Annotated in this window: 29 protein-coding genes and 1 other RNA gene; 3 read left to right on the top strand and 27 right to left on the bottom strand. The window is 55.5% G+C overall.

Annotation, left to right across the window (positions count from 1 at the left end; translation table 11 throughout):
• Positions 1 to 21 precede the first annotated feature (21 nt).
• From PG731_RS01340 to PG731_RS01270, 16 genes are all read right to left on the bottom strand, one after another.
• Positions 22 to 1,317: a DNA methyltransferase gene (locus PG731_RS01340; RefSeq protein ID WP_270771622.1), complete on the bottom strand. Its 1,296-nt coding sequence runs from the start codon at positions 1,315 to 1,317 to the stop codon at positions 22 to 24.
• On the bottom strand, positions 1,292 to 1,648 hold the full coding sequence (locus PG731_RS01335) for a helix-turn-helix domain-containing protein (RefSeq protein ID WP_270771620.1): 357 nt from the start codon (positions 1,646 to 1,648) through the stop codon (positions 1,292 to 1,294). Before PG731_RS01335 ends, PG731_RS01340 begins: the two co-directional genes overlap by 26 nt.
• Positions 1,649 to 1,810: 162 nt before the next feature.
• The gene (locus PG731_RS01330; protein WP_195225770.1) at positions 1,811 to 2,101 is read right to left on the bottom strand and encodes an HNH endonuclease; all 291 of its coding nucleotides are present in this window, start codon (positions 2,099 to 2,101) and stop codon (positions 1,811 to 1,813) included.
• 103 nt (positions 2,102 to 2,204) lie between these two features.
• Entirely contained in the window at positions 2,205 to 2,963 is a 759-nt protein-coding gene (locus PG731_RS01325; RefSeq protein WP_270771618.1) for a hypothetical protein, read from the bottom strand.
• An 11-nt stretch (positions 2,964 to 2,974) separates the two neighbouring features.
• Complete coding sequence (locus tag PG731_RS01320; protein WP_270771616.1) at positions 2,975 to 4,210, bottom strand: HNH endonuclease; 1,236 nt, start codon at positions 4,208 to 4,210, stop codon at positions 2,975 to 2,977.
• Between the two features lie 288 nt (positions 4,211 to 4,498).
• A complete protein-coding gene (locus PG731_RS01315) occupies positions 4,499 to 5,011 on the bottom strand; it encodes a hypothetical protein (RefSeq protein WP_270771615.1) in 513 nt (170 codons plus the stop codon).
• On the bottom strand, positions 4,984 to 5,400 hold the full coding sequence (locus PG731_RS09200) for a WhiB family transcriptional regulator (protein ID WP_442952630.1): 417 nt from the start codon (positions 5,398 to 5,400) through the stop codon (positions 4,984 to 4,986). Before PG731_RS09200 ends, PG731_RS01315 begins: the two co-directional genes overlap by 28 nt.
• A 284-nt stretch (positions 5,401 to 5,684) precedes the next feature.
• Positions 5,685 to 5,957, bottom strand: a complete 273-nt coding sequence (locus tag PG731_RS01310; RefSeq protein WP_270771614.1) for a hypothetical protein — start codon at positions 5,955 to 5,957, stop codon at positions 5,685 to 5,687.
• An 11-nt stretch (positions 5,958 to 5,968) separates the two neighbouring features.
• Positions 5,969 to 6,520: a DUF4406 domain-containing protein gene (locus PG731_RS01305; RefSeq protein ID WP_270771674.1), complete on the bottom strand. Its 552-nt coding sequence runs from the start codon at positions 6,518 to 6,520 to the stop codon at positions 5,969 to 5,971.
• 121 nt (positions 6,521 to 6,641) lie between these two features.
• Entirely contained in the window at positions 6,642 to 7,451 is an 810-nt protein-coding gene (locus PG731_RS01300) for a DUF7666 domain-containing protein (RefSeq protein WP_270771612.1), read from the bottom strand.
• Positions 7,451 to 8,830, bottom strand: coding sequence for a DNA cytosine methyltransferase (locus PG731_RS01295; protein WP_270771609.1), 1,380 nt, complete (start codon positions 8,828 to 8,830; stop codon positions 7,451 to 7,453). The genes PG731_RS01300 and PG731_RS01295 overlap by 1 nt, the downstream gene beginning before the upstream one ends.
• A complete protein-coding gene (locus tag PG731_RS01290) occupies positions 8,827 to 9,168 on the bottom strand; it encodes a hypothetical protein (protein ID WP_270771608.1) in 342 nt (113 codons plus the stop codon). Before PG731_RS01290 ends, PG731_RS01295 begins: the two co-directional genes overlap by 4 nt.
• A complete protein-coding gene (locus tag PG731_RS01285; protein ID WP_270771607.1) occupies positions 9,161 to 9,499 on the bottom strand; it encodes a hypothetical protein in 339 nt (112 codons plus the stop codon). Before PG731_RS01285 ends, PG731_RS01290 begins: the two co-directional genes overlap by 8 nt.
• Positions 9,499 to 9,756 (bottom strand): hypothetical protein, encoded by a 258-nt coding sequence (locus tag PG731_RS01280; RefSeq protein ID WP_270771605.1) that lies wholly within the window; start codon positions 9,754 to 9,756, stop codon positions 9,499 to 9,501. The genes PG731_RS01285 and PG731_RS01280 overlap by 1 nt, the downstream gene beginning before the upstream one ends.
• Positions 9,753 to 9,965 carry a helix-turn-helix domain-containing protein gene (locus PG731_RS01275; RefSeq protein WP_270771603.1) on the bottom strand — a complete coding sequence of 71 codons (213 nt, stop codon included), beginning with the start codon at positions 9,963 to 9,965 and terminating at the stop codon, positions 9,753 to 9,755. The genes PG731_RS01280 and PG731_RS01275 overlap by 4 nt, the downstream gene beginning before the upstream one ends.
• On the bottom strand, positions 9,965 to 10,231 hold the full coding sequence (locus PG731_RS01270; protein WP_195225731.1) for a helix-turn-helix domain-containing protein: 267 nt from the start codon (positions 10,229 to 10,231) through the stop codon (positions 9,965 to 9,967). The genes PG731_RS01275 and PG731_RS01270 overlap by 1 nt, the downstream gene beginning before the upstream one ends.
• A gap of 134 nt (positions 10,232 to 10,365) precedes the next feature.
• Between PG731_RS01270 and PG731_RS01265 the strand changes: the two genes are divergently transcribed.
• Together PG731_RS01265 and PG731_RS01260 are read left to right on the top strand one after the other, a co-directional pair.
• The gene (locus PG731_RS01265) at positions 10,366 to 10,848 is read left to right on the top strand and encodes a hypothetical protein (protein ID WP_270771600.1); all 483 of its coding nucleotides are present in this window, start codon (positions 10,366 to 10,368) and stop codon (positions 10,846 to 10,848) included.
• A complete protein-coding gene (locus tag PG731_RS01260; RefSeq protein WP_333558938.1) occupies positions 10,805 to 11,284 on the top strand; it encodes a DUF6782 family putative metallopeptidase in 480 nt (159 codons plus the stop codon). Before PG731_RS01265 ends, PG731_RS01260 begins: the two co-directional genes overlap by 44 nt.
• Positions 11,285 to 11,303: 19 nt before the next feature.
• On the opposite strand, the gene PG731_RS01255 is transcribed toward PG731_RS01260, so the two are convergent.
• From PG731_RS01255 to gdhA, 10 genes are all read right to left on the bottom strand, one after another.
• Positions 11,304 to 12,059: a hypothetical protein gene (locus tag PG731_RS01255; protein WP_270771597.1), complete on the bottom strand. Its 756-nt coding sequence runs from the start codon at positions 12,057 to 12,059 to the stop codon at positions 11,304 to 11,306.
• Positions 12,060 to 12,103: 44 nt separating this feature from the next.
• Positions 12,104 to 13,012, bottom strand: coding sequence for an exonuclease domain-containing protein (locus PG731_RS01250; protein ID WP_270771596.1), 909 nt, complete (start codon positions 13,010 to 13,012; stop codon positions 12,104 to 12,106).
• Between the two features lie 148 nt (positions 13,013 to 13,160).
• Complete coding sequence (locus tag PG731_RS01245; protein ID WP_270771594.1) at positions 13,161 to 14,348, bottom strand: site-specific integrase; 1,188 nt, start codon at positions 14,346 to 14,348, stop codon at positions 13,161 to 13,163.
• Positions 14,349 to 14,546: 198 nt separating this feature from the next.
• Positions 14,547 to 14,923, bottom strand: a transfer-messenger RNA (tmRNA) gene (ssrA, locus tag PG731_RS01240).
• A gap of 201 nt (positions 14,924 to 15,124) precedes the next feature.
• Positions 15,125 to 15,655, bottom strand: a complete 531-nt coding sequence (smpB, locus tag PG731_RS01235; protein ID WP_006680933.1) for an SsrA-binding protein SmpB — start codon at positions 15,653 to 15,655, stop codon at positions 15,125 to 15,127.
• A gap of 187 nt (positions 15,656 to 15,842) precedes the next feature.
• Entirely contained in the window at positions 15,843 to 17,111 is a 1,269-nt protein-coding gene (locus PG731_RS01230) for a peptidoglycan DD-metalloendopeptidase family protein (RefSeq protein ID WP_101627958.1), read from the bottom strand.
• 2 nt (positions 17,112 to 17,113) lie between these two features.
• Entirely contained in the window at positions 17,114 to 18,028 is a 915-nt protein-coding gene (gene ftsX, locus PG731_RS01225) for a permease-like cell division protein FtsX (RefSeq protein ID WP_270771591.1), read from the bottom strand.
• 2 nt (positions 18,029 to 18,030) lie between these two features.
• Positions 18,031 to 18,720, bottom strand: a complete 690-nt coding sequence (ftsE, locus tag PG731_RS01220) for a cell division ATP-binding protein FtsE (protein WP_195225739.1) — start codon at positions 18,718 to 18,720, stop codon at positions 18,031 to 18,033.
• 252 nt (positions 18,721 to 18,972) lie between these two features.
• A complete protein-coding gene (prfB, locus tag PG731_RS01215; protein WP_270771589.1) occupies positions 18,973 to 20,097 on the bottom strand; it encodes a peptide chain release factor 2 in 1,125 nt (374 codons plus the stop codon).
• A 125-nt stretch (positions 20,098 to 20,222) separates the two neighbouring features.
• Positions 20,223 to 21,584, bottom strand: a complete 1,362-nt coding sequence (gene gdhA / locus PG731_RS01210; protein WP_270771588.1) for an NADP-specific glutamate dehydrogenase — start codon at positions 21,582 to 21,584, stop codon at positions 20,223 to 20,225.
• 219 nt (positions 21,585 to 21,803) lie between these two features.
• Between gdhA and PG731_RS09150 the strand changes: the two genes are divergently transcribed.
• A complete protein-coding gene (locus tag PG731_RS09150; protein WP_333558937.1) occupies positions 21,804 to 23,387 on the top strand; it encodes a phosphotransferase in 1,584 nt (527 codons plus the stop codon).
• A 92-nt stretch (positions 23,388 to 23,479) separates the two neighbouring features.
• Here PG731_RS09150 and PG731_RS01200 read toward each other — a convergent pair whose 3' ends face one another.
• Entirely contained in the window at positions 23,480 to 26,947 is a 3,468-nt protein-coding gene (locus PG731_RS01200; RefSeq protein ID WP_270771587.1) for an ATP-dependent helicase, read from the bottom strand.
• Positions 26,948 to 26,950 lie beyond the last annotated feature (3 nt).

The raw sequence follows: 26,950 nt of genomic DNA, 5'->3' as shown, positions 1-26,950 counted from the left end.
AACCTTCCAACATTCACCGCGTCAGACGCTACCCCCCCCCGATTCAACAGAGCAAAAATCAACCGGCTCCCCCGTCGAATCCAACACCGGCATAATCCCCGTATGCGCCTGCCACCTCCGACAAATAGCATCAGCATACTTTTCATCCAGTTCGACCAAAACAGCCCGCGAGCGCAGGTGATGCGCTGCGATCAGCGTTGAGCCTGAACCACCGAAGAGGTCGAGGACAAGCCCGCCCTTTGGGAGGGAATTCTTCAGCATCGCAGTAATGAGTTCAACCGGTTTCATGGTCGGATGATCTGGATTGCGAGGTGGCTTCGGAATTTCGAAGACCGTGCTCTGCGAGTTGTCGCCGAACCAGTGAGAGCCCCCGCGCCCAAGCCTTCCTGCCCCTCCGGGAGTGAACCCGTAGCATATGCCTTCATGGCGCAGGACTTCGCCCGCTTCGGGGATTTCACCTGCAAAGATCGGCTCGTGGCGGTACTGGTAATCCGACCGCCCCAAGACCAATGTATTCTTCACCCAGACGAGGTGCTGACGAACAAGAATCCCAGCCCTGCTCATCATCGAATGGAACAGCACGTTCTCTTTTTCACTATAGGCGACATAGACCGCAGCGCCAGGCTTCGAAACGGCGACAACCGTCTTGAACGCACCATCGAGCAGTGCAGGCAAATCTTCCGAAGAATCATTCATGATCGCTCCGGCAACACCTTCATAATTCACCCCGTAGGGCGGATCAGTCCACACACAATCGGCGCGCTCATCACCCATCACTTCGAGCAGACGCTCCGAATCGGTCGAATCGCCCACCAGTAGGAGCGAGGAACCCAAGTGCCAGACATCACCCTGCTTTGAGATAATCTGCTTTTCGTCAATTTCGGGCGCTTCATCAACATCCGTTAACGCAACCGGCTCATCTAAACCCAGCAGGTCAGCCACAAAATCAGCGTCATATCCCGTGCCCGAATAATCCTCGAGCCCAGCCAGAAGCAATTTCAACGCTTCATCGTCATAATCCGCCAAATCGTTTAGTCGGTTATCAACCAACACAATACGAGAAGCGGTCTCATCATCAACATCCACCCACGAGACAGCGATTTGCGACCAGCCCAACGATTTGGCGGCTTGCCACGTATGGTTTCCGGCCAGAATCTCACCCGTCCGCTTATTGGCAACGATCGGACGATACTGACCATTCACACGAAGCGACTCCGCAATAGCCTTCACATCACCACGACGAGGATTCGACTCGAACGGGCGAACAGAATCAATATCAACCGCGAGCGCTTCAAGGGTCTCGTGAATTTTCACCATCAGACAAGCTCCATTTCTGCCTTAAACGGATAACTGAAGATTCAGCACTTGCGCTTCGTCGTTTAGCGACCTCGCGTTCCAATTGCCGAAGAGAGCCCGGCCATTGCGACTGATATTTCAAAGCAACGCAATCCATCTGCGGATACAGTGCGAGCAGTTCATCAACTCGATACCCAAACCGGTCATACAAGGTCGGTCTCGAATACGAAAGACGCGCATCATCATCCAGAGCGCGATACACGCTCGACCGCGAGCACCCGATATGCAGAGCAATTTCACCAGGACTCATGCCCGCGTTAAAAAGGCTCCTAATCCTGACACGATCATGCATTTTGTCCCATTTTCACGACGAAAACGCAGGTCAAACACACAATGGGGGGTCAAAAATAGCGGGGGGAGAGGACAGGGGCCCCCGGGGTGGGGTGCCATTGGTGGAAAATTTGATATTTTTTCCGGCCCCCACCCCGCACCAGTTCCGCGCGACCACTACCTATCACCACCACGCAGCGACCCGATCACCCGTATCGCCAAGCGGCGTGCGATCCCCACGCTCACGATTGCACCTGCGATGTGAATGCCGAAAGTTCGACCACTCCTCCTGCAAAGAAGGATCCTTCGATACCGGCACCACATGATCGAGTTCGTGCGAATCGTCGGTCGTCCCCTGCCCGACGCTGTAATCGATGCGCCCGGCACACAACCAACACAGCGACTCTTTGCGACGAGCAGGGTCTGCGTCGAGAGCCCTACCCTCTTCGAAGAACTCCTGTCGCAAACGGTTCATTCGACGAGTATTCTGACGAACACTCATAGCGCCCTCGACCCACTGACAACCACTGATAGCAGAGTAGGGCGTTGCACGCCGACTTGTATAGCGCAAAAAGCTCTCATCGCTTCTTCCCCATCAACGCAACCATGTCACACGCCCGATACAGCAAACGCCCGCCCGCTACCCGCTCCGGCTTCAACTGGCCACGGCTCACCCACGAGCGAACCGTCCCCTTGGGGATACTGCGACGCATCACCATCTCAGCCAGCTCGCGAGCCTTCGACCGAGACAGCAAACGATTCAACGCATCATCAATCATCAATCGACGGAGCGCATCAAAATCAAACTCATACCCGCACACACAGGAATCAGCCGACCCCTCGACCTGACGAATCTCTTCACCGCATTCCGGGCACCACCCCGCAAAACGATACGACTTGCGCTCATTCAACAAATGCCACTCGAGGCGAGCGACCGTGTTCTTTACCGCGATCAGCATTTCCGGTGCACTCGACCAGCCTCGAATCTGATCCCGATACGCGATAAACGTCTGACGGATCAAAACCGGATCGTTCGAGCGAACCCAATACTTCTCACCCATCACGAAAACGGTCAACGATTGAGCCCACTTCTGCAATACAGTCATCAACTGCCAAACCTCGACCATCAACGACAAATTGAACGGCTCCCTCGACGAAGCAACACCACCCCCCGCACTCAAACCGTCTTTCGACCCAGCCGACGCGCGATACTCCAAATCAGCAACCACATCCGGCAAATCAGACAACGCCGTCACCAATTGATTCACCGCTGACCGAGACACAAACTCCGCATCAGCCAGCAACTCCCCTGTCACAGGACACCTACGCAGCTCCACACCACTCTCCCTCATTTGCGTTTCCGCTTCTTCTTCCGACCACGCCTACCACCCCTAGGAACAGACCCGGCCTCCCGGCCAGACCCAGCCCCAGCCTGACCAGTCCCTACCCTGACCTGACCAGACCCGACCAGACCCGACCCGTGTATATCGATATCCGGAGGCCCCGATATCGAAGTCAATATCGAAGTCGAACCGATATCGATATCGAAGTCACCCCGGTTGTTCGACAGCCATTCGGGAGCGGTGGCAGACACTCGATCTGCTCGCTCACCCGCAACAGAAGCACCCTTGACGCATTCAGCGCCCGGGCGCGTTACCCACAAACTAGCCTGCGACGGAGAAGGTGCGGTGGCACGCGTCCGTGCTCGCTCACCCTGATTATGGGGAACCCGCGTTGGCAGGCTCACTTCACCCGTTGAAGGCTGTTCATTGTGGGGGGCGGTGGCAGAAGAATCTTCTGCTCGCTCACTGTCGTGGGGACCCCGCGCCTGCGGGTTCACCTTGGCTTGTCCAGCACAAGCGCTCGGGGTCAATGCTCGCGTGTCATTGCCTGAAGCGCTTCGCCGGACGTTGCCCTGGTCGTCGATATAACCCCGGTCAAGCAACTGCTTGAACGTCCATTTCGAATACACTGGCCGGTCTGGTACTGGCAAGAGCTCGTGTGCATGATCCCAATCGCCGGTCGTGTCGTCTCCGCGTGCTCCATTACAGCGCACGCAGGACACGATCATCGTCTCGACAGTCCCAGGTTCGCCGGGTTTGAGATGATCGAGCGTCCCCTTGCGTGGACTCATCTTGCCCGTCCAATACACGCTCTGACCACACCACCGGCAATTATCACCATCGCGGACCAATACACCGAACTTCAGATTCGGATTCGCGTTGTCATTACGACGTGTTCTCGCCCATTCGACATCCTTCCTCATTTGGAGATTAAAGAAATTCCCATCAGGGTCTTGCATGAGACGCAGCATCGGCTGACCGTCTTTGGTGAAAGTTTCCAGCAGGCCAACCGCAACGCTCATCTCAATAAGCTCATTCGCGCGGATCAAGCTCCCGCCCTTGGTCAAGGCAGCGCCATAAGAGACGACGTAGTCGGTCAGGTGCGCGCCCGAATGCAAGTACAGGCGAAGGATGAAGCCGAGGACTTCATTAAAAGTCCGTTCATCAATATCGGCCAGACTCATCACGGCCAGCATTTTCGGATGCTCATCCGAATTATCGCTTGCTTTCATCCATGCCACAGCGTCACCTCCTCCTCAACCGTCATATCCAAGCACTTGAACATCAGAACCCGCGATACCCACAAGCCCCAAACTGCGAGACTTCTTCAGGAGTCACAGGCCACGTGTGGCCCGACTCTTTGCAATAGTGATAGAGCCTACGTCCCTTTTCGCACACGTGCTCTGCACGGCGGTCACACGTCACCATCTCGCTAATGGGACGAGAAAACGGTCTGCCGTTAATCCACGGAATATGCACCCACGTTGTCGCCGCTTTGCATTTTCCTGGGTAGAAAATATGTCCGCCGATCATTTCGCCCCCGCAACAACCACCGGATACACGAGTACCCAAAAATCAAACATCTTCGAACACAACGACGGTTTACTCACTTCAGAGGATGCGCGAATATCTGGCCCTAAGACGAAATCCAAGGAATCGTCCTTAAACACCCCAGCATCAACGAACCCGTCGATAATCGGTTTCGTCATCGCATGGTAATTATTCGGATCGCGCCTACGCCGATCCGGGAACTTCACCACGACCAACACCGAGGCTTTATCGAACCACGGACGCCCCGACGCGATCGCCATCATTCGAGCAGTATTACGAACATACGCCACCTTCGGGCCACGCACCTTATAGTGTTGCCGGTCATTCATCGAGAGCGTTTGATCAGCGGTAAAGCTCATCTTCGGTGATACCCATGCTGGATTTACAGGCACCATCGCACCCTCGAAATCCGCGACAGCCCGCCCCCATGAACGCACGAGAGACTCAGCGTCTTCCAACATGGTCACCTGCTCTTCTTTTTCGTTACACACCGCGTACACAACCTTTTGCAACGTTCAATTACAGTCCCCGGAAATTCAGTTACCTTCGTCCCTTTCGGGCGAAAAGGCCGCTCGCACCCACGGCACACACCCAAACCCAAAGCAGTCAAGCCCCGGCGCCCAACCTTGATCGCACGACGCTGAGCTTGAGTTAAACCACCGCAAATGCCGTGAACGTGATACACCGAAGCCAGCTGACGATCCGACTCGATCGTGTATTCACGACACCGATCTACCACCGGACACCCCCTGCAAATTTCAAGCGCGACTTCTTCAACATCAAAACCCCGCTCATGCGGGAAAAACACTTCAGGATCAACAGACGCGCTTCGGCACGCGGCGTTTTCAATCCACAGCCGATCATTCACGAGCACATTCATCACCCTCGCCTGAACCTTTCTCGATTCAGCGACCGGCGAGCATGTGGAACGCAGACCGTGGCCGAGGCAGCCGACGACAGCCCGTCCCATGAGACTGAACGCCGACCACCCCAGTTTTCTCAGCGCACCAATCAAAGCGCTGAGACCCCTCCGATTCGTGCGCTAGAGACGGTGCAGGAGAAAAACCGTCTAAAGAATCGGAAGAACATAAATAGGAACCGCTCTCACGTTCCCACTCAGTACGTAAGCCTTTTACAGAATGAGTTGCCATTTTTCCTTCTTCGTCAGATCACATCAGCAGGATCGACATGTTTGATTTGAACCCCGCAATTAGGGCACCGTTCAACCGAAGAAACTGACGGGGCTTGCGTTCGCTTTTCCGGCAAAGGCATAACATTCGCTTCAATGCTGATCTGCCTGTTCTGCGCATCCATGCGAGTCCTAGGTATCGATACGGCCTGCAGACCTTCTTCGATGATCGTCTCGAAGAAAACCGCCTGAGTTTCGAGCTGGACATGACAGAAATTCACGCCCTCATCGAGATAAGGGAACGTCATCCGATACGCCTTCATCGCGCCTCCTCTAAACGACGCCCGAAAGCATGCCCCGCACATGTCAAGGCAAGACCCCCGAAAATCAGGGGCAGACAAATGTTCCACGCCCAGCCGACCGGGTTATCCGGTGCCTTCATCGCAAGCGCGCCAAACATCGCCACCAGTGCACCAACAGCCTGACTAACTTCGCACACCGTCTTCACTTTCGACCTTGGAACACTGAACCGATCACAAACAGCGGAAAACACATCAGACTCTTCTGGCGTATCAAAAACGAAATCCGGCAGCGGTCGGACATTCATATTGAGGCTTTGGGCAAGACCGACTTCGATGCGTGCTCCGTTGGAGCGCTCCCAGTCCGGCAAAACGGCGATAGCGTCAGCTTCGAGGAGCATTCGAAGGTCTGCTCGCATATGGTCCAAATACGGGGCTGCTTCATCAACACCGTTGCGTACTGGGTTGAGGGGACGATACCCCCCACGCCGTAGGAGGCGCTCGGCGGCGTTAAACGCAGAACGGTTTTTATCTACATGACCAGACATCGGGCCCGAAATATAAATCTTCATCACGCCACACCCCCTAAGTTTTCGTATTCGAACAATTGCTGGTTTTCAGCCATGAACCGGATCGCGAATGCGAAAAACAAAGCGACGACAGCGAAAAGGGTCGCAATACTCTCTTGCCAACTCACCGCGTGCCACCCCCAACCGGGGAGCCGTCGACCGTGACCTCGCGCAGTACCCGCAAACGTGGAGCCTTCGCCTTCGAACTGTCAATAGGGCGCAACTCTTCTACAGGGCAACACACCTCAACAAACCGAGACGCTTCCTTGTAGTAGGTTTTAGCCAGCCACGGTGTCGGCGACACATGCAACCCACCTCCACACCTGTTGTCGTCCACCCAGTTCGCGGTGTCGTCAACGACGTGTCCGATCGGGTAATGGGTAAGCCGGTAGTCGTGCCCGGCGTTTAGATCGGCGTCGAGGGCTTTGTAAAGGTGGGCCTGCCCGTCTTCATCAACCTCGACAAGGTGCATGGCACACCACGTTTCAGGGTCATTGGCGTCAATTGCGGTCATGTCGATAATGACCCCGCCTTGGCAGGTGGCGGTCTTGGAGTAGACATGAACTGGGACGCATGTCCCGGCCTTGACTGTCGCACTACCATATGCGTTGACAGACGCGCGGTCCCGTGCCATGACTGTCGAGTTGTCGTCCGCGCTGACCGTCGCGTGGTCATATGCACTGATTGTCGAGTTGTCATATGCCACGACTGTCGAGTTGTCGCCCGCGCTGACCGTCGCATTTTCAAATGCCCTGACCGTCACATTCCCCGATACATCGACCACCGCGTCGCCCAATACCTCAACATTCTTACCGCGCGAATCAGTGATCTTCAGCCACACGCCCCTAGGCGAACGAATAACGACCTCATGACACTTAGGTTCGGCTAGAGCCTTGTCCAACTCCTTCTGCGTACACACATGCACGGTAGTCATCACGCCACGCTCCCTAAGTTTTCGTATTCGAACAATTGCTGGTTTTCTGCCATGATCCGGATTGCGGTCGCCGCCTGTTGCGGGACGACCCCGTTGCCCAGGGCTTTCAGTTGGAGCTGACGCGATATCCCGATTTCTGAACTCGTCACATGCCCGGGTGGCAGCCCCATCATCCACTCGACAAACGCGGGATTGAGCAAAGCCCTGCCGGTATTGCCGATCACGGTCGGATCAGGCGCAGACATCCCGAACGCTTGCTCTTGCACGCGGATCGCGTCTTTGAATTCGCCGAACTTCTCATACTCGACCACGTCATAGAATGTTGTCCGCCCCTCGCTGAACTGAACGCTTTTTCGCCCATCCATGCGTGAACACGTCGGAGTTGGAAGAAGATGGGGGAGCAAAGTATTTAACGGCACTGAATTACGGCGAAGCTGGGAAGCACACGGCGCATCAGCATCTTGCGTCGTCGGAGTAGGTAGAAGATGCTCACACTGATCATCAAGCCCGATCGCATGATTGCCCTGCTTCTGCTTTTCGGGGTGACGTGACCCGCGGCTCCCAAGATTCGCCGCCGGGGTGGCGAACATTTTCCGTTCTTCCACCCGACCACCGGTTTCCAATAAGCCGTTTTCGACCAGTATCCGAAGATCGCTGACCGTAGTACGCCCCGGACGCTTGCACATATGGTTCTCGGGCGTATTCCACGAAAAGGTCGCCGTCGGAGTAGGAAGAAAATTCTCCCCTTCCGCTTCTCCCACAACCGCCGGATGACAGGCGTGGTTCAACGCCCGATCAAGCCACCACCGATCCCCCTGCGGGAAACCGACTACGAACACGCGGGCGCGACGATGGCAGGCACCGACGTCTGAAGCTCGAAGGCTTGCCCATTGTGCGTCATACCCGATTGAGGCCAAGTCTCCGAGAACACGTCCGAGAGCTCTGAGAACAGGTCTACCTGCCCCGTTTCCCAGATGTCCCTCTCTTTGTTCCATGAGGCTAAAAGCGTTGGCACTGAGTGCTCCTAAAACGTTTTCCCACACAACCAAGTGAGGCCGGATAGTTTTCACCGCGTTAAACATTGACTCCCACAACCCCGAGCGGGTTCCTGGTTTCATGCCCGCACGAACTCCGGCGACGCTGAGGTCTTGGCACGGAGACCCGCCAGCGATCACATCGACCGGCTCAACTTGAGCCCAATCGACCTGCGTAACATCACCAAGGTTTTCAACATTGGGATGATGATGCTTCAGAATTGCTTTCGGGCCCGGCTCAATATCGCTCACCCACGCGAGCCCGCACGACCCCAAAGCCATCTGAACACCCAGATCGAGTCCCCCATACCCGGAGAACAGGCTCCCAATCGTGTACGCGCTCATGCGACTGGCCCGGCGTAGTTCAGATGATTGATAACCTCGCTACCCTTGCAGTCGAAGCCAAAGACGATGCTCCCATCAGCAGGCCCCACATCAGCTTGCAATGTCGATTCAGGAGCGATTTCGCCGAAGAACTCGATATGCCAACCGATATCGAGCAATACGTTCAACAATGCCGTAACGCTGCCAGGGATGTGTTTCCATATTTTCAGGTCTTCGAAATGAACCTCGACCTGACGAATGAACGCACACCGATTATCCGAATCTACACACACTTTCAAACCAGCGAGGAGCGCGGCCTCTTCAAGTGTTTTCATTGACTGCTCGACCGATTCACTCACGACCAGTCACCTTCTTAAAGATTTCAACCGCGTCGCTCTCGTCAAAAAGGAAGATGAAAAATAGCCCCTTCATCCCAGACAAGGGAACACGGAAAAATATCTTTAACTCATCGTCAATTTCCAGACGCGCACCAACACCGACCATCGCGTCGAGGGCCTTAACCTTCTGGTCATCCGACTCAAAATCCATCAGACAACACGAAAAGTCTTCCCAATGCGTAATATCAATCTCTAAGGGAACAGCTTCAACATCGAGAGCGATATTCGCGAACCGCTCAACCACATTCACGACCTCGCGGAACCGCGAGGCAGACGGCTTCACCTTTTCCATCACTCAACCCCCGATAGTTCTTTAGCGATTCGCTGAAACAACCGACCAGAAACGCGCACATTGACTCCCGGCAACGTCTGCGGTTGCAGTTTTCGCCCCCGATACACATACGGAGCGCAAATCATAGAAATGCGCCTGCGCACCCAACCGTGGCGACTGCTACGATGGTTCATGAGAACTTGTCCTTCCAAATGTTCGAGTTCTTCGCCCTTTGCAGCTCCACTTGCAAAGGGCATCTTTGTATCCGGCGTATTCATGCACTCCTCCAATGCGGAATCCTTTTACCCATACCTTCAAGGTCGGAAACCTTGATCTTGATCGATCTGCCGCCGATCCTCTTCGCAGGCAAATAACCCCGACGAATCCAACCGGCGACCGTATGACGCTCGACCCCACACAGCTCTGCCGCTCGCTTCTGATTCACGAACAGAACCCCGTCAACGAGTTCTTCTCCGACCCCATTCATCACGCGGCCCCTTTGGAATCCGCGAGCGCTTGACTGAATGCGTATGGATTCGGGCGTGCGATGTCGCCGAAGTTTTGTCCGAGGCCGGCAATGACAGCTCCTGCGAGGAATTTGATTGATGGGGCTTCTTTGCCGTTTTTTACAGCACTGAAGTATTGCTTTGTTACTCCGATTGCTGCTGCGACAGCCGCGTCCGTCATGCCTGTGTCCTCAACGCGTTGTTTAAATTCTTCGGTGAGGAGTGCGGCCGGGATTGCCTTTTTCATTTTCATCTCCTTTCAATGCGTATCGCACCATTTTCTAATGCGTCTTGCTTTAAGAGTAGCGAGTTTTCATCCTTTGTCAAGCACACTGCATCAACTAGTAAAGCGTGTCGCATTATTTGCGATATGATAGGTGCATGAACATCATCGAATGGTTTGCAGAAGTCACTGAAGGTCGGTCAATTACTCGAATCGCAAAAGATTCGGGGTTGTTTCAGTCAACAGTTTCGCGTCAACTCAATAGCAGGTCATTGACTCCTGAGACCGTTGTGGCTATTGCTCGCGCTTACAAGCAAGACGTTATTGACGCGCTCGTCATTCTTGGATTAATCAATGATGATGACATTCGTTTTCGCCACGCTAAAAGCTCTCTTGAAGAAGCCACAGACGCAGAGATCGCGCTCGAAGTATGGAAGAGGATGGGAGATGTTGACGCGATACCTGCGGGGTCTAATGATTTCCAATTGCTCAATTTGCCACTTCAAGTACCGGGCTACGGCGAAGATGCTGGAGACTTAACCGACAGCGAGAAGAGTCTTCCCTACGCGGCTTTAGACACGGGCATTTCCCCCGAAGCTGAAACAGCAGAACTCGAAGCCCGCAAGACCCGCAGGGACTAAACCTCGCTTACGCCCCCTTTCCGATTCACGCAGCATTAGGACGATCCAGCCAAGCGATAAACGTGAAGCAGCGCTACTTTCGATCGCTCACATGTATGGAGTTACAGTTCACTTCGCCGATCTACCCGGAACCCTGCGCGGAAAATACGAAGCGACGAATAACCGCATTTACCTACGCAGGAACCTAAGCAACGCACAGCGCATTAGCGCGCTCGCCCATGAACTCGTCCACGCTCAACGCAACGACGACGGCCCACAGTCCCCCGAAGTCGAAGCACACGTTAACGAATTGGCCGCCCGGCTCATCATCACAGCTCAGGCGTTCGCCGAAGCGGAAACCGCGAACGGATCGAACCCCCTCGACCTCGCGAACGCCCTTGATGTCACTCCCGGCATCATCACTTCATGGCAGGATCACGAAGCGCGCTGCCATTGATCACTCGTTTAATAATGCGCTACCTCGTTTGTTGAACATACGTTCTGCGCATTCCTTCAAATTCAGGAAGTAGCACCTCAACCTCTAATTTATTCGGCCCCGGTACAACGCGACCAATACAGACCGCCGGGCGAGGCTGCACATGCTTCGCGTGGCGCTTTGTTTGAAGCAAACTTAACCAGCCCACGAACACACCATTGAGCCTGAACTGGACCGTCGTTTTCCCCCGGTGCTTCCCCTTTGGGATTGGACCCATTTCCGCTTCAAGCCAGAAAAACCCGCACCCCACGCTTTGAAGAAAATTCTGGCAATCCTGCTCGCCAAGCAGATCGACTTTATGACATGCGACCAGCTCACGACCAACAGGCTTTGCATTCAGCGGAACATACAATCGCCGATCTAAAACAAGCGGCCCTTGCTTGGGATCACCCATCTGCGAATCAGCATTAAAGAATCGAGCAAACTGATTCCCAGACGCGTTAACCCCCTCAGCGAAAGGAGGCTCCCAATAGCGAGAATTAAACGCCGTAATCAAATCCACCGAAGACTCTCCGTTTACAGGCTCCCAGCGCATCTGCCGGGCAATCTCAGCCCGAACCTCCGAAGACACCACAGGCGCTTTGCTTGGAACAGTCTGCGGCTCCCACACAGGCTTATCCCTGCCCCTACGACGAGGCACCTTCGCCTCAACAACCTCGCTCGGATCTACAAACAACGACGGCAAAGACTCCTCAACCTTGGGAGTAGACGAAAACAACCTACGAAAAAGCCCCACAACTACCCTCCTTTTTCACTCCAACAAACAACACCCGCGAGCGCTTAGTCGTGTTCGATGAGGCGTTGGAAAAAGTCTTCTTCGCTCATTACTTCGATTGGTGATCCTGCTTCTTTGAAGCGGGTTGCTTTTTGTAGTTTCTTTGAGGCGGATGCACCTTCGGCCCAGAGTCGAGGGTCTGGTATCCCGACGACGAGGATTGTTGTTCGTTTGGTTAGGCGTTCGTCTGGGGTGCCACCGCAGGCTTCAACGAGGGCTTGAGCGGCTTTGCGTTGGGCGTGTTTTAAGGTTCCGGTGAAAACTACGCACTCGTTTTCGAGGGCGGTCGGGTTTGCCCCGTATAGTCGGATGAGTTCTTCTGTTTGGACTTGTTCGGAGCGTGAGCCTACGAGCGAGCCGGGGCGGTCGCGGTGGGAGATGGGGCAGAGTTCCTCGAGTTGTTCGAATGTGTAGTCTTGGCACATTCGAGCGAAGATTCGTCCGCAGGCTTCAGCGTCTGCGGTTGCCTGGTGATGTTCGAAGGATTCGCCCGGAAAATAGAAGCGGTAAACGTTGTCGAGTTTCTTCCGTTTTGGCTTGTTTTCTGGGAGGATTGCGCGGGCAATGCGGTAGGTGCAGAGTTTACGGTTCGGGAGAGGCTCGTGGTCGTAAATTTCTGCGAGTCCACGGAGCACTCCCGCGTCGAAGGGCATGTAGTGAGCGACGATTGGGAGATCGCCGATGAATGCGCGAATCTCATCAAGAATTTCCGACCATTGAGGCGCGTCGGCAACATCGTCCTCGGTTAGCCCGTGAATCCACGTGTTGACTGGGCTGAAGTAGTCCACCTCGGGGTGAGGGCGAATCAGCGAATGGAACCGATCGCTAACCTGACCGGCCTCGTCATATTTCACCAATCCGACCGAGCAGGCAGAACACCTCTGCTCGTTCGCTGTTTCGAAATCAATTGCCACGAAAGGACGCATAGCGCTTGCACCACTTTCATCATCGAAAAACTAGAACCATGTCGATGATAGCTAGAGCAAAACTGTCGGCGGGAGCAAATGGGATAAACACCCGCGAGCGCTTTGGGGTGGAATTAGGGGCTGGCGTTTTTGCGGTTCAGCTTTCAGCAAGAAATGCTTCGCCCATCTTTTCCGCGTTGGCTTTATCGCGTTCGATTGTTGCGTGCTGGTAGCGTTGAGCAATTTCTATAGAGCGGTGCCGACCGCGTGCGAGGATTTCAGCCGGGGTTGCGCCCTGTTGGGCGTACAAGGTTAGGCCCGTATGGCGCAGATCATGGAACCTGAAGGATTCCAGGCCAGTGACGTTTTCGCGCGCTTTCCGCCACGCTTTATCAAAGTTCGTCTGGCTTCGCGGGATACTCGAAGATTGAGGAGAGGGAAAAACCGGCGATTCGAGGCTTTGCCCGCAATACGTTTTCACATGATCGCGCACCTGTTTAGCCACGAACGACGGGACTGCGACTTCGCCGACTGATCCTGCCTTCGGCGGAGCATACTGCGGTGGCTTCATCTTCGAATTCCACTGGCGACGAATCCGCAACACCATATCCCCTGAATCCAATCCATCAATATCGCCGACCTGTAGTCCCAGAACTTCACCCAAGCGGAGTGCGCACATCGCGGCCAACAGTGGGGCGAGAGCCAACTCGGGAGGCAACTGCTCGCACACCGCCTGCACCTGCTCAGGCGTTGCCACCTTCGACGCATCAATCGAGGTTGAGACCTTCATCTTCGGAACATTGAACTGAAGCGTTGGAACGACCACACCCGCAGAACCTGAACGCGCGGCCGCCAAATATAAAGCTCGTAAAGTCTGCCCAACGCTCGCACGAAGCCCATCAGATGCCAGCGTGCCCAGCAACGCATCAACCTGCTCTTGACGAAGAGCAGACAACGCGACACCCCCAATCGACGGATACACATGAGCGCGCAACCGAGACTCATACGTCCGTATCGTCGATTCAGCCGCACCTGAGGCTTCAAGGTCTTTCAGCCACCGCTTCGCCCACGCCTCGACCGTCACCGATTGCGCCAATTCCGCCTGACCGCGAGCGCGCGCGTCCAACATTTTCCGCTTCTGCTCAGCCCTCAACTCTGAGGGGGAAACGAACACGCCCCTAGCGATTTCTCCTAACGCGATCACGCGCGCCGCTTCGGCGTCCGCGAGCGCTTCAAAAGTCCCGATCGAAACCCGCCTCCCCTCGACAGTTAGGCGAACTCGATAGGTTCCCTCAACGGTCACACTGATTCCGGGCGACATACGCACGGCAGATTTCTTCGACATTGTTACTTGCCCTTCCAATTTTCAAGCAGACTCGGCGGGTTCTTGATTTCCACATCTCCACCCGGAAATCCGTCCCGTCCCCGTCCCGAAACACCTACCCTAAACTACCATTAACTACCCTTAACTACCATAAGCATTGCAAGGGAAACGGCGGAATATAAAGGAAAACCCCGGAACTTCAACAGTTCCGGGGCTACACAGTGGAGATGGGGGGAATCGAACCCCCGTCCGACGGCCGGCCCCGAGGTCTTCTCCGGGCGCATCCTGCTATTGATTTCTCAGCTTGTGACGTCATGCAGGCCTGCTGTCAGCGAAGCTCAGTCGATGAAGTGTCGGAGCACGCCCACCGACATAGCGCGCACCCAGTGGCCCCCTGAATGACGCCAGACACCAGGCTGAGGGCACCACCTGGGCTGACGGACTAAAGGTTCACGCGGCGATATCAGGCGGCGAGAACGTAGTCGGTGCGGTTCTGTTCGGCACCTATTGGTTTGCACGCAGCGTTAACGAGTTGAGCGCACATTCTCGGCCCGCTTCCCCTCGATCGACGACCGCCGTCGAAACCGATCATCCCCTATTGAGTTCTTCACTCACCGGCAAACAGACTGCCGGGTTGGCTCTTCAACGAAGTTCTAAGACTCATCGAAGAACCGTTTCCAACCGTTCGGCTGGACGTTTAAGAATAACCCCGCTTACGCGAAGTTTCAACAGCTAGCGCAATGCCAGCAAACGCAAGGTTTCAGTAGAAAGCGCGACACGCGCGAAGCGGGCACCCACTACTTGTAGTTCGGTCGCTTCGTGTAGGCGCGCATTGCACGTTCAGCTTCACGCTTATCCTGTGCCTCGCGCAACGACTGGCGCTTGTCCCATTCCTGCTTGCCTTTGGCCAGCGCGATCTCAACCTTGGCGCGACCGCCGATGAAGTAGAGCTCCAGCGGGACGACCGTGTAGCCCTTGGCCTGCACCTTCTGGCCGATCCGCTCGATTTCTGAGGCGTGCAGTAGCAGCTTGCGCTTCCGCGTTGGCGCGTGATTGTTCCACGAGCCCTGCGCGTACATCGGAATGTTCGCGCCGTACAGCCATGCTTCGCCGTCTTTGACCTCGACCCACGAGTCGATCAGCGACGCGCGCCCCATCCGCAGAGCTTTCACTTCGGTACCCGACAGGACAAGACCAGCTTCCCACGTGTCTTCGATCAGATAGTCGTGGCGCGCTTTCTTGTTCCGCGCGATCGTCTTCTTCGCGTCCGATGCAGCTTTGCGCTTCTCGCCTTCGGTCAGCTTCGGCTTTTTCCAGTCTTTCGGCATCGTGCACCTCCTTTCTTTGATTGACGAGGCCACGCCCCGCCACTCAAGGCGTTAATTCTAACGCGTCCGCGAGCAAGGGTCTTGCTCAATCCTCGTAAAATGCCAGTATCAATGGAAGGCGGGGACAAGCTGAGCCTGTCCCCGCCTTCCGACTCAGCCAATCATCAAATCAGCGAGCCACATTGGCTTACAAGTAGCCCATCGGGTCAACGTTCACGCCGTTCTGCAGAACACCGAAGTGCAGGTGGCAACCGGTGGCATAGCCGGTCATACCGACCTCACCGAGCACTGTTCCGGCACTCACCGACTGTCCGGGTGAAACATAGATGCGTTGCATGTGCAGGTATTCGGTGATCACAGAGTTACCGCCGAGCATTCCGTGGTTCACGTCCACGTAGTTGCCGGCAGAGATACTGCTTGAAACATCCAGAACAACGCCGGATGTCATCGCGTAGATAGGCTCACCACACTGCGCACCGAAGTCAACGCCCGAGTGGAACTTCTGGTAGCCGAGCACGGGGTGCATACGCCAGCCGAAGGGCGACGTAATAATCATCGAGCTGTCTTGAACCGGGTTGTGGAAACCGTTCGCATTCGCCGACGAGTAGATCGTGTTTGCAGCCCTGTTAGCCGCATCGATCTCTTGGATCTTCGCGGTCTGAGCATCATAGTCAGCCTGCGCTTGAGCCAGCTGTTGGTTCACTTCGGACTTCTTAGCGTCCCATTCCGCTTGCTTCACTTGGGCGTCAGCTTTGGCTTTCTCTAGGGCGTCGACACTCGCTTGGGCTTCAGCTTCTGCCGCTGCAGCGTCATCAAGAGCCTTCTGAGCTTGAGCTTCAAGTGCTGCCACGCGGTCAGAGATTGCTTGCTGGCGACTTGCTTGGCTACGTTGGGTCGCTTTCATTTCCATCGCAACGTTGAGCGCTTGGGCTTGAGAACGCGCCATGGCGTCAGCTGCCGATGCTCGATCGTCAATTGACTCGGTTCCATTCTTCGTCAGGGCAAGCAGGACTGCAGAACTAGTGCCGTCCTGGTACATGGAGCGAGCCAAGTTACCGATCGCCTTGTTGGCTTCCTCTTGGCGTGACGAGGAAGCGTGGATCTCTTCGTCGATCTCAGCTTTCTTCGCTTGAGCGACCTGAAGCTGTCCCATTGCGACTTCGTGTTCACGATTCGCAGCATCGCGCTTCGCCTGAGTGGCATCCAGCGCTTTCTGAGCAGCAGGAATCTGCGCGTTTGCTGCTTCAAGGTCGTAGAAGAGCTGCGAGAGTGTCGCATCAATACCGTCAATCTCAGTCTTAAGATGAGAGACCTGCTGAGCCGCGGCATCCCGTTGGCTAACAGCGTCATCTCGCTCGTCAGCATTCGCAGGAATGAAGCTGTACATGCACAGCGCACCAATCGATGCGCTCCAGGCAACTGCAACAGGAACGTGAAGACGAATCGACTTCTTCATAATCAGACCTTCGTGTATTTCGCCAAGGAAACTGCGGACGCGATCAGCGCCAACGCAACCGCTGCGAGGATAAGGATCGGCGTCATAATCCACACTTGGGTGGCGCCGATAAAGCTGGTCCAGCTGAATGACGGAGCCAACCAGCCTTGGACAAGGAAGTGAACGCCAGCGAACAGTGTTCCCACTGCCAGGATTGCGCCGGCAATTGCGGCAAGCGCGCCTTCGATCATGAAAGGCGCTTGAATGAACAGGTTCGAGGCGCCGACGTAACGCATAATTTGTGTTTCCGTCTCGCGACTCATTGCCGATAGGCGGATCGTGGTCGAAATCAGCAGGATGGCGGCAATAATCATGACGCCACCCAGGCCAAGGGCCATCAGGCGCGCAGCGTCAATGACGTTGAACAGTGGCTCGATGATTTCGCGCTGGTCTTTCACCTGGGAAACACCGGCAGCACCGGAGAATTCTTCCTTGATGATCGAATACTGCTCGGGGTCAACGAGCTTCACGCGGAAGGAAACGGGCATCATGTCTACCGTTGTCCATTCGCTGATCGTGGAATCACCGTAGAGCTTCAAGTAGTTTTCGTACGCTTCTTCCTTGGATTCTTCGAATACGTTCTTCACGTACTGCGACATTTCCGTGGAATTGAGCTTGTCACGAACGGCGCTGATCTGAGCCTCGGTCGCTTCCGTTGCGTTACAGGACGGCGTTGCGTCGTCGGTAGCGCACATGTAGATCGAGACCTCAATCTTGTCGTACCACTGCGATTTCATCTGCATGACCTGCATCTGCGATAGGCCAGCAACACCGACGAATAGTAGGGAAACGTAGGTGACGATGATGACGGCGACGGACATTGCACGGTTGCGTGCCAGCCCTTTACCGACTTCAGAGAGAATAAAACGAAGCTTCATGGTTAGTTCACCGCCCCGTAGACGCCACGCGACTGGTCTCGGATGACGTGACCGCCATGTAGTTCGATGACGCGCTTGCGCATCTGGTTCACGATGTCGGCGTCGTGGGTTGCCATGACAACCGTGGTTCCCTGGCGGTTAATGCGGTCCAGAAGACGCATGATGCCAAGCGAGGTATCGGGGTCGAGGTTACCGGTGGGCTCATCCGCCAGTAGCAGTTCGGGGCGGTTCACCATTGCGCGTGCGATTGCGACGCGTTGTTCTTCACCACCGGAGAGTTCGTGGGGCAGGCGGTTTTCCTTACCTGCCAGATCGACCAACGCCAGTGCTTCTGGGACGGCGGTCTTAATGGCGTGCTTCGGCTTGCCGATCACCTGCATTGCGAGCGCGACGTTTTCATACACGGTCTTTGATGGGAGCAGGCGGAAGTCCTGGAAGACGGTTCCGACTTGACGGCGAAGTCCGGGCACCGCCCAGTTACGGAGCTTGGAGACCTCTTTGCCAAGGACCCACACGTGACCGGAGGTTGCTTTAATTTCGCGCATCACAAGCTGAAGGAAGGTGGATTTGCCCGAGCCGGACTTACCGACGAGGAATACGAATTCTCCTCGTTCAACTTCCAAAGACACATGGTCGAGCGCCGGCTTCGCACCTGCGGTGTACACCATGGTTACGTCATCAAATCGAATCATTAGGCCGTCCAATTGAAGGTTATGGTCTCAATCAGACTAGGCAAGGTTTTCTAACGCGGGCTGAAGCGACACGCGCCGGATTCAGTTCCGTCCTCACCACCTGTTAAAAAGGTGACGAGGGCGATACTTTCAGCGTTTTCTAGCCCCCTGCTTCGTCGCGCCACGAGTTTACGCTTCAGTGCAGTATGCCAACCGTGATCGACGAGGCCGACCAGCATTCGATTCTTTTCCCTGAACCGGGGTCGGATTAGGTCAGCCCTCTGCCTGTTCGTTCGCTTGGTTCTTGCGCCAGCGGATGCCCGCGTTAATGAAGCCGTCAATGTCACCATCGAAAACGTTCTGCGGGCTACCAGATTCGAACTGGGTACGAAGGTCTTTCACCATCGTGTAGGGCTGGAGAACGTAGGAACGCATCTGGTCACCCCACGATGCTTTCACATCACCGGCGAGTTCCTTCTTCTTCGCCTGTTCTTCTTCATGGCGAAGGACAAGAAGTCGGGATTGGAGAACTCGAAGAGCGGCCGCTCGGTTCTGAATCTGCGACTTTTCATCCTGCATCGACACGACAATGCCGGTTGGAATGTGCGTCATACGAACAGCGGAATCGGTCGTGTTCACGGACTGACCACCGGGGCCGGACGAGCGGAAGACGTCGATCTTCAGTTCGTTTTCCGGAATTTCAATATGGTCGGTGGATTCGATCAGCGGGATAACTTCAACTGCCGCGAAGGAGGTCTGGCGACGTCCCTGATTGTCGAAGGGGCTGATTCGGACCAGACGGTGAGTGCCTGCTTCAACCGAGAGAGTGCCGTAGGCGTAAGGAGCCTGGACTTCGAAGGTTGCCGACTTTAAGCCAGCTTCTTCGGCGTAAGACGTATCCATCACCTTGGTCGGGTAACCGTGGCGTTCTGCCCAACGCAGGTACATACGAAGAAGAATCTCTGCGAAGTCAGCGGCATCAACACCACCTGCGCCGGAGCGGATCGTAATGACAGCATTGCGCTCGTCGTACTCGCCATCAAGTAGGGTACGAATTTCAAGGTCGGAGATATCGGCCTTCAACGTGGCAAGATCCCCGTCGGCTTCTTCCAGGATCTCTGCGGATTCTTCAGGATCTTCGCCCGCCATTTCAACCATGGCTTCAAGATCATCGATGCGATCCACCATCTTGGTCACGCGATCAAGTTCGCTTTGACGATGACTGAGGGCCGAGGTCACTTCCTGGGCGTGCGACGGGTCATCCCACAGATCAGGGGCCGTTGCCTGCTTTTCGAGGTCTTCGATTTGGCTACGGAGCTTATCAAGTTGGACGACCGCGAGGACGTTCTCCATAGTCGTACGCAGGTTCTGGATCTCTTCTGAAAATTCTGTAGCCACGCCACTACCCTAGTCGATTCAGAGCATCTGGTAGATACACCACTGCCCAGTAGCGGTATGAGGTTCAACCTACACACGGCTACCGGGCAGGAGTTGAAGCGTTCAGATGCTCAGAATCCGGCTGATCAGATCAGACCAAAATCAACCATCGAGTCAGCAACCTTCAGGAAGCCCGCAAGGTTTGCGCCAGCAACATAGTCTCCGGCCACACCGTATTCTTCGGCAGTTGCAACCGAATTCGCGTGGATGTTCACCATGATCTGGTGGAGCTTCGCGTCGGTTTCCTCGAACGCCCACTGCGTACGACCCGAGTTCTGCTGCATTTCCAGAGCGGAGGTGGCAACACCACCGGCGTTCGAGGCTTTGCCGGGAGCGTAGGCAACACCCGCGGACTGCAGGGCTTCAATCGCTTCCGGAGTGGTCGGCATGTTTGCACCCTCGGCGACCAGCTGAACACCGTTCTTAATCAGGGTGTTCGCGGCCTCAACGCGGAGTTCGTTCTGAGTTGCACACGGCAGAGCGACGTCACACGGCAGATCCCAGATGGAGCCGCCCGAAACAAATCGCGCTGAAGAACGCTCGCTGGCGTAGTCGGAAACGCGACCTCGTCGAGCTTCCTTGATGTCCTTCAAAAGTGCAACATCGATGCCAGCCTCATCCACCACATAGCCGGAGGAGTCCGAGACGGCGATGACGGTCGCGCCCAGCTGCTGAGCCTTTTCAGTCGCGTAGATGGCGACGTTACCGGAACCGGAAACGACGACCTTCTTACCATCGAACGAGGTACCCTTCGACCTCAGCATTTCCTCGGCAAAGTAGACCAAGCCGTAGCCGGTTGCTTCGGTACGCGCGAAGGAACCGCCCCAGTTCAGGCCCTTGCCCGTCAGGACACCCGCATCGTAACGGTTGGTGATGCGTTTGTACTGGCCGAAGAGGTAGCCAATCTCGCGACCACCGACACCGATGTCACCTGCGGGAACGTCGGTGTCGGGACCGATGTGGCGGTAGAGCTCAGTCATGAAGGACTGGCAGAAACGCATGACCTCAGCATCGGACTTGCCCTTCGGGTCGAAGTCGGAGCCACCCTTGCCACCACCAATCGGCAGGCCGGTCAGGGAGTTCTTGAAGATCTGTTCGAAGCCAAGGAACTTAATGATCGACAGGTTGACGGACGGGTGGAAGCGCAGACCACCCTTGTACGGGCCGATCGCGGAGTTGAACTCAACGCGGTAGCCACGGTTCACCCGGATCTTGCCGTTGTCGTCCATCCAGGGGACACGGAACATGATCTGGCGTTCCGGTTCGACAACGCGCTTGAAGATCTCAAGGTCAGCGTATTCAGGCTTGCGTTCGGCAAGCGGAGCAATCGTCAGCAGGACCTCGTAAACGGCCTGGTGGAATTCGGGCTGACCCGGGTCGCGGGCAACAACGGCCTCGTAAACAGGTCGAAGAGTGTCGGACAAACGATTCATATCAAGTGTGCTCATGCCCTAATTATGGGCACGCATTACACATACTTGACCATCCCTTTCCACATATTGGCCCTTCAAGAAAGATCACATACTTTGAACCTCTTCCCGAACCGGCCACTTACTACGGCATTCAGCCAAATCATCGGCGAGGCCGGCCTCATCGCCCAAGAAAACCTGACGAAGCGCAAGCCGCACCATCGCTTCAGGCACACACCCATGTACCGTTGAAGTGTGATGCGCCCGAAAACTCCGCTTGAACTTGCTGCCCTAGCGACCGCCGCCGTCCCCGGTCTTTCCGTTGCGGGTCTGCGCGAACCGCAATTTGCCGACGAGGTCCTTTCCGTCACCGGCATCATCGATTCAGCCGGCAATAAATGGACCGTCACCTGCCCGCACTCCAGCGTCGGCGGACTCGATTTAGACGCTCAGTCAGGCGTCCTCAGCCGGCTGGCGAAAGCAAAAGACGCGAAGAAAATCCCCTTCGACGTCCCGCGAATCCACGGCACAACCCTGACCCCTGAAGGTGATCGTGTCATCGTCCACCAAGATCTTGGCGGGCACCCGATGAGCGACGACGACTTCGACAATCCGAACCTTCTTCCCGCATCGCTCGGTAAAGCCCTGGCAGCACTTCACAACCTTCCTCCGGTCATTTACACCGGCATTAACCTGCCCGCATACTCCGTCTCTGAATGTCGCGAACGCCATCTGGCGATGCTTGACGAGGTAGCGTCTCAGGTCCTGATTCCCGCGAACCTCTGGAACCGTTGGGAAGCAGCCCTTGAGGATCTGTCATTGTGGCGCTTCCCCGCAGCCCCGATCCACGGCGATATTCAAGGCAATTCCGTCATCGTCGAAGCTGGCATTGTTCGCGCGATGACCGGCTTCACTTCTGCGCACGTCGGCGATCCCGCTCAGGACATCGCGTGGGTTCTTGCGTCTGCATCGGATGCTTTCTTGGAGCGTTTCCGCGCCGCATATTCTCAGGAACGAACGGTTGCTGACCTGCAGTTATTTACTCGTGCACAACTGTTGTCTGAGCTTGCTATTGTGCGCTGGCTGGTTCACGGCTTGCACGCGGAAGATCGAAGCATCATTTCTGACGCGCGCCACATGCTCAGTGAGCTTTCAACAGATCTGGGGGATGCGCAAATCATTGAACGCCCGCATGAGCATGTCGCTCAGACGCAGGATTCTCAGGCTTCTGCTTCTGACACTACCGCGCCTTCCACGCCGTCGTCTGCTTCCGTATCCGCGCCGTCGTCTGCCGTCTCTTCTACCTCCGCTTCTGCTTCTTCTTCGCGCCGGGCAACAGCTTCCACCCCGTCGTCCTTAGCTGGCGCGAAGCTTGCGAACCAGAAGACTGAGGTCATTGATTTCAACGTCGTAGCAGGCCGCGTCGGCGCCAATCTTTCAGATTCTGGCGATTATGTGGACTCAGACGACTACGCCGAGCCGGATCGTTGTGCCGACGATGACTCTTACTCTGAAGTCGATGCTGATTTTGATCGGGACGTGCCCGAAGAAAAGGCGAGTCTTGCAACACGATTTGGTTTGCCAGCATCACTTTTCACCAGGTTTGGGCGTCACGGGCGTCACGGGCACGACGTTGAAGCATTGCTTGCGGACTACGACGATGCCAATAAACGCGTGGATGATGACCGCGCAGATGATGACGATACGCAACGGTCCGGTTCTCAGGCAGAATCCGGTTCGGCTTCCACGTCTTCGGCTCGCTCGGCTTCGTCCGTCTTCCGCGCTTCTACCGATGTGAACGAGGCTCCGACTGAACGCCTGCACTTCTTGGATCAGGAGTAATGGCCAGAACCTGAAGCACATTCCGGCAAAACATATTTGGCGCGTTTGTTCGTGCCCACGCGGTGTCCGTGTGGGCACGAACTGTATTGCGCCTAGGGGCGCTTCAAGGTCCTTTTCACTTCGTCTTCTAGGCTTTTTTCGAGGCCTGCACCGCCTAGTTTCACCAGATCATCAAGGGAAACAGTTGTGTTGGCGTCCACGAAGACAAGCATCGGAGTAATTGATTCTTCCGCGAGCCCGGTGAGTTGCGCCCAAGCCAGCCGGTAGAGGCGGAGCTGAGTCGCGTAGTAACGCAGTGTTTCCTTCTTCGTGTTCCTGTGTGGAGCCCGCCCCGTCTTCCAGTCGACGATGATTGTTTTACCGTGTTTGTCTTCGAAGACAGCGTCGATCCTGCCATTGACTGAAATATCAGCGACTTTGACGCTGAATGCTTCTTCGATGGCGATCGGTGTGCCCGTTTGGACGATGGGAAGCTCGATGAAGTTGTCCTGCATGTGTCGCAATCGGGCGCGTTCGTGATCATCAAGGGTCTCGATCCCGGCAACGGGCTCGTCGCGTTCGTCTGCGCTGGCAAGATGCAGTTGTCGTTCAACCCATGCGTGGAAAATCGTTCCAAGCGTTGCGCTGTCGCTGGGTTGAGCGGGCATGGGTCTGCGCATATCCAGAGCAAACGCGTCAATGTCTTCGAGCATCTTTGAAACCGAGGTTGCCGGAATATGGTCCTGGCGGATCACCATGGTTTCTTTACTTGATGCAAGACGATGTTCCTCGATGAGCGCTGTCACGTCTTTAACGCGCTGGGATTCGCCCAAGGCGTCGAGCAGTTCGAAGACGTCGGCGTCCGTTTTCAGCTCTGCTTGAGCTTGTCGCACGCGCTGAGCACCCTTGGCGACTGCTTGACGTGATGGGCCAATTTCGAAGGGGAAGTGGATGGTTTCTTCCTCGCTGCCTTGCGCAAACGACTCCGGTGTTGGAGCTTCGACAATGACGTCGTTTAAACCGTCAATTCGTTTTTGAAGTTCCTGCAACTCGTTGCCGTCTTTGACATCCACGTTTCCGTTTGCCCACACGACTTGCCCTGTCGCCAGGATCTGTTCGAAGTCTTCGATCATCGCGTGCCGTGATGCCATGAGGTAGCGGGAAGGGTTTCGTAGGGTTTTGCTCTCATCTAGCCACGAGCCGATGAGGAGTTGCGTGTGGCGTGCTCGTGTCATTGCCACGTATGCCAGACGACGTTCTTCCCTTTCTAAGTATGCGCCAAGTTCTGGCCCATAAGCGGTCTTTAACCACTTTGAGAATCCTGCGGATGGGGTGCGTCCGTTAGAAACATCAATATTGAAAGGTGGGAGGTCGCCATAGTCGCCTCGCAACGGATGCGGGAGTTCTTCGGGAGCCATGACCCAGCCGGTTTGGGCTGGAGGCTCGTCCCGCCAATACACGCTCTTGCTACGGTGCGAAGGGAAAATCGTATCGGACATTCCGAAGACAATGACGCTATCCCATTCCAGGCCTTTGGATCCGTGCACTGTCAGGATCTGCACTGCGGACGGGTCTGGTTGAACGTCAACGCCTTTGAGCCCTGCCGGATCACTTTCTGCAACGTTCAGCCATTCGACTAGACCGGCAAGAGTGGGGTTATCAACGCTTGATTCGTATCCTGCGATCTGGTCGATAAAGGCATCGAGCGATTCTCTAGCACCTGAACCCAGCGGGTCAGCGATCGCATCATCTAGGATCCCCATGATCTGGCTTGCTCGTTCTGCGAGTTCAACCAGCCCATGCCCACGCAACGAGCGTAGTTTTCGCAGGCGCTCTCCGAGGCGAAGAACGCGACGATATCCAAGTTCAGAGAACGATGGGCCATCAAGCGCCTCCGTCTGCGCATCCGATTCTTGAGGAGCATCGTTGACACTCTTAGCAACGGAATCGGATTGTGACAATCCCGCTTGACGATTCGTATACGTCCAGCCCACTTCCGGAGGAGAATCAACGGCCGACAGAAGCACGCCCTCATACGGAGTTCCTCTGCTCTTACGGTTCAGACGGTGTGCCCACTGCCCCAGCAAACGCAGGTCGGACGCTCCGATATCTTCACGAACAAGGAGCCTCAACAGGGCAGGAGATGCATCTACTGAGTTCGTAATCTCAAGGGCTGCGCGCAGGTCAGCAACAACCGGTTGTTCCAGCAGTCCACCGAGTCCGAGAACTTGGGTGGGAATGCCATGCTCGCGAAGTGCACGGTCAATGGGAAGGAAGTGACTCTTCTTGCGACAGAGAATGCCGATCTCCCACCCATGCGGGTGGGTATCACGAAGGCGTTGCACATAGTCAACAACGTGCGCAATCTGGGCATCGCGATCAGCTTCGTAGGCAATTTCAACGTCGCCTTCAGTTGCCACTGTAGATTCGACGAGGACCGGAGACGTTGCAGCATGCGAGTGTGAGCGAAGCGGTTTTGCCACTTCGTTGGCGCATACAAGGATCTGACGATCGTTACGCCACGCGGTTGACAGTGTCAGAGTCTGTTCCGGCTTGGGTTTTTCAGAACAGAAACGTTCCATGAATGATTCTAGCGAGGATGCCGAAGCACCTCTCCAGCCATAGATTGCTTGGTTCGGGTCACCGACGGCAGTCACCGCCTGGTCTTTGAAGAGCGTTGACAGGAGTTCCATCTGGATGACAGAAGTGTCCTGGAATTCATCGAGCAGAACAAGCCCATATTCTTTACGGATCTGCTCAACAACATCGGGCACGGTCTTCACGATTCGAGTGGCCAGGGTCAGCTGATCCGAGAAGTCCATGACTCCGAGTTCACGCTTACGGCGTTGGAACTGGGCAATGGGATCAAGTAGGGCGATACGAAGCTGGTTACGCTCCTGCACCTTACGTGCGTCTTCGTTAGAATCGCCGACTTCGGTGAGTTCCGCTCCGAATTGTCCCAGCTGTTCGCGAGCTTGTTCGATGCTGAGTCCATGCTCCCCCAACTGTCCGTTGAGGCTCAACGCCGCCTTGACCGCAGACGAAATCGTGATGTTCTCATCGAGGCGTTTCGGCCAATTCGTCATAATGTCTGTCATCAGCTGAACCGAGCCAGCTTGGCTGAGCATTATGACGTCAGGATTCAAGCCGATCCTTAAACCGTGTTCGCTGACAATCTGACCCGCGAAGGCGTTGTAGGTCATTGATGTCGGTTCTTCGTGCGGGTCGATCATCTTTGTTTTCGCAGAAGAATCATCATCGTTGCTGGCCTTTTCCTGTTCGAAAACTCCGATGCCGATGCTGAGTTTCTTCAATCGTGAACGGAGACGATCTTTCAGTTCACCTGCGGCTTTCTTTGTGAAAGTCAGGCCCAGAACACGCGACGCTGTGATGTTCGGTTCGTTGGCAACCGCCCAGAGAACGCGCATTGCCATCGTTTCCGTTTTGCCCGAACCCGCGCCAGCGACGACCAGCAGCGGGTGCAGAGGTGATTCGATGACTTTAATTTGCTCTGGGGTTGGATGGATTTTGGGGTTAATCAGTCGCTGGATCTCTTCAGCGCTATAGGCAAGCTGTGTCACTGT

Origin of the sequence: Pauljensenia sp. OF14-1SRA, from assembly GCF_027694595.1 — a bacterium.
Taxonomy (GTDB): Bacteria; Actinomycetota; Actinomycetes; order Actinomycetales; family Actinomycetaceae; genus Pauljensenia; species Pauljensenia turicensis_B.
Note: the sequence above shows the minus strand (reverse complement) of the source record. Positions and strands in the feature narration are given on the sequence as shown.

Excerpts from the sequence above, each read along its gene's own strand:
- PG731_RS01340 (WP_270771622.1), bottom strand. The coding sequence starts at position 1,317 with ATGGTGAAAATTCACGAGACCCTTGAAGCGCTCGCGGTTGATATTGAT.
- PG731_RS01335 (WP_270771620.1), bottom strand. The coding sequence starts at position 1,648 with ATGCATGATCGTGTCAGGATTAGGAGCCTTTTTAACGCGGGCATGAGT.
- PG731_RS01330 (WP_195225770.1), bottom strand. The coding sequence starts at position 2,101 with ATGAACCGTTTGCGACAGGAGTTCTTCGAAGAGGGTAGGGCTCTCGAC.
- PG731_RS09200 (WP_442952630.1), bottom strand. The coding sequence starts at position 5,400 with ATGAATGTGCTCGTGAATGATCGGCTGTGGATTGAAAACGCCGCGTGC.
- PG731_RS01310 (WP_270771614.1), bottom strand. The coding sequence starts at position 5,957 with ATGACGTTCCCTTATCTCGATGAGGGCGTGAATTTCTGTCATGTCCAG.
- PG731_RS01305 (WP_270771674.1), bottom strand. The coding sequence starts at position 6,520 with ATGAAGATTTATATTTCGGGCCCGATGTCTGGTCATGTAGATAAAAAC.
- PG731_RS01300 (WP_270771612.1), bottom strand. The coding sequence starts at position 7,451 with ATGACTACCGTGCATGTGTGTACGCAGAAGGAGTTGGACAAGGCTCTA.
- PG731_RS01295 (WP_270771609.1), bottom strand. The coding sequence starts at position 8,830 with ATGAGCGCGTACACGATTGGGAGCCTGTTCTCCGGGTATGGGGGACTC.
- PG731_RS01285 (WP_270771607.1), bottom strand. The coding sequence starts at position 9,499 with ATGGAAAAGGTGAAGCCGTCTGCCTCGCGGTTCCGCGAGGTCGTGAAT.
- PG731_RS01280 (WP_270771605.1), bottom strand. The coding sequence starts at position 9,756 with ATGAATACGCCGGATACAAAGATGCCCTTTGCAAGTGGAGCTGCAAAG.
- PG731_RS01275 (WP_270771603.1), bottom strand. The coding sequence starts at position 9,965 with ATGAATGGGGTCGGAGAAGAACTCGTTGACGGGGTTCTGTTCGTGAAT.
- PG731_RS01270 (WP_195225731.1), bottom strand. The coding sequence starts at position 10,231 with ATGAAAAAGGCAATCCCGGCCGCACTCCTCACCGAAGAATTTAAACAA.
- PG731_RS01265 (WP_270771600.1), top strand. The coding sequence starts at position 10,366 with ATGAACATCATCGAATGGTTTGCAGAAGTCACTGAAGGTCGGTCAATT.
- PG731_RS01245 (WP_270771594.1), bottom strand. The coding sequence starts at position 14,348 with ATGTCGAAGAAATCTGCCGTGCGTATGTCGCCCGGAATCAGTGTGACC.
- smpB (WP_006680933.1), bottom strand. The coding sequence starts at position 15,655 with ATGCCGAAAGACTGGAAAAAGCCGAAGCTGACCGAAGGCGAGAAGCGC.
- PG731_RS01230 (WP_101627958.1), bottom strand. The coding sequence starts at position 17,111 with ATGAAGAAGTCGATTCGTCTTCACGTTCCTGTTGCAGTTGCCTGGAGC.
- ftsX (WP_270771591.1), bottom strand. The coding sequence starts at position 18,028 with ATGAAGCTTCGTTTTATTCTCTCTGAAGTCGGTAAAGGGCTGGCACGC.
- ftsE (WP_195225739.1), bottom strand. The coding sequence starts at position 18,720 with ATGATTCGATTTGATGACGTAACCATGGTGTACACCGCAGGTGCGAAG.
- gdhA (WP_270771588.1), bottom strand. The coding sequence starts at position 21,584 with ATGAGCACACTTGATATGAATCGTTTGTCCGACACTCTTCGACCTGTT.
- PG731_RS09150 (WP_333558937.1), top strand. The coding sequence starts at position 21,804 with ATGCGCCCGAAAACTCCGCTTGAACTTGCTGCCCTAGCGACCGCCGCC.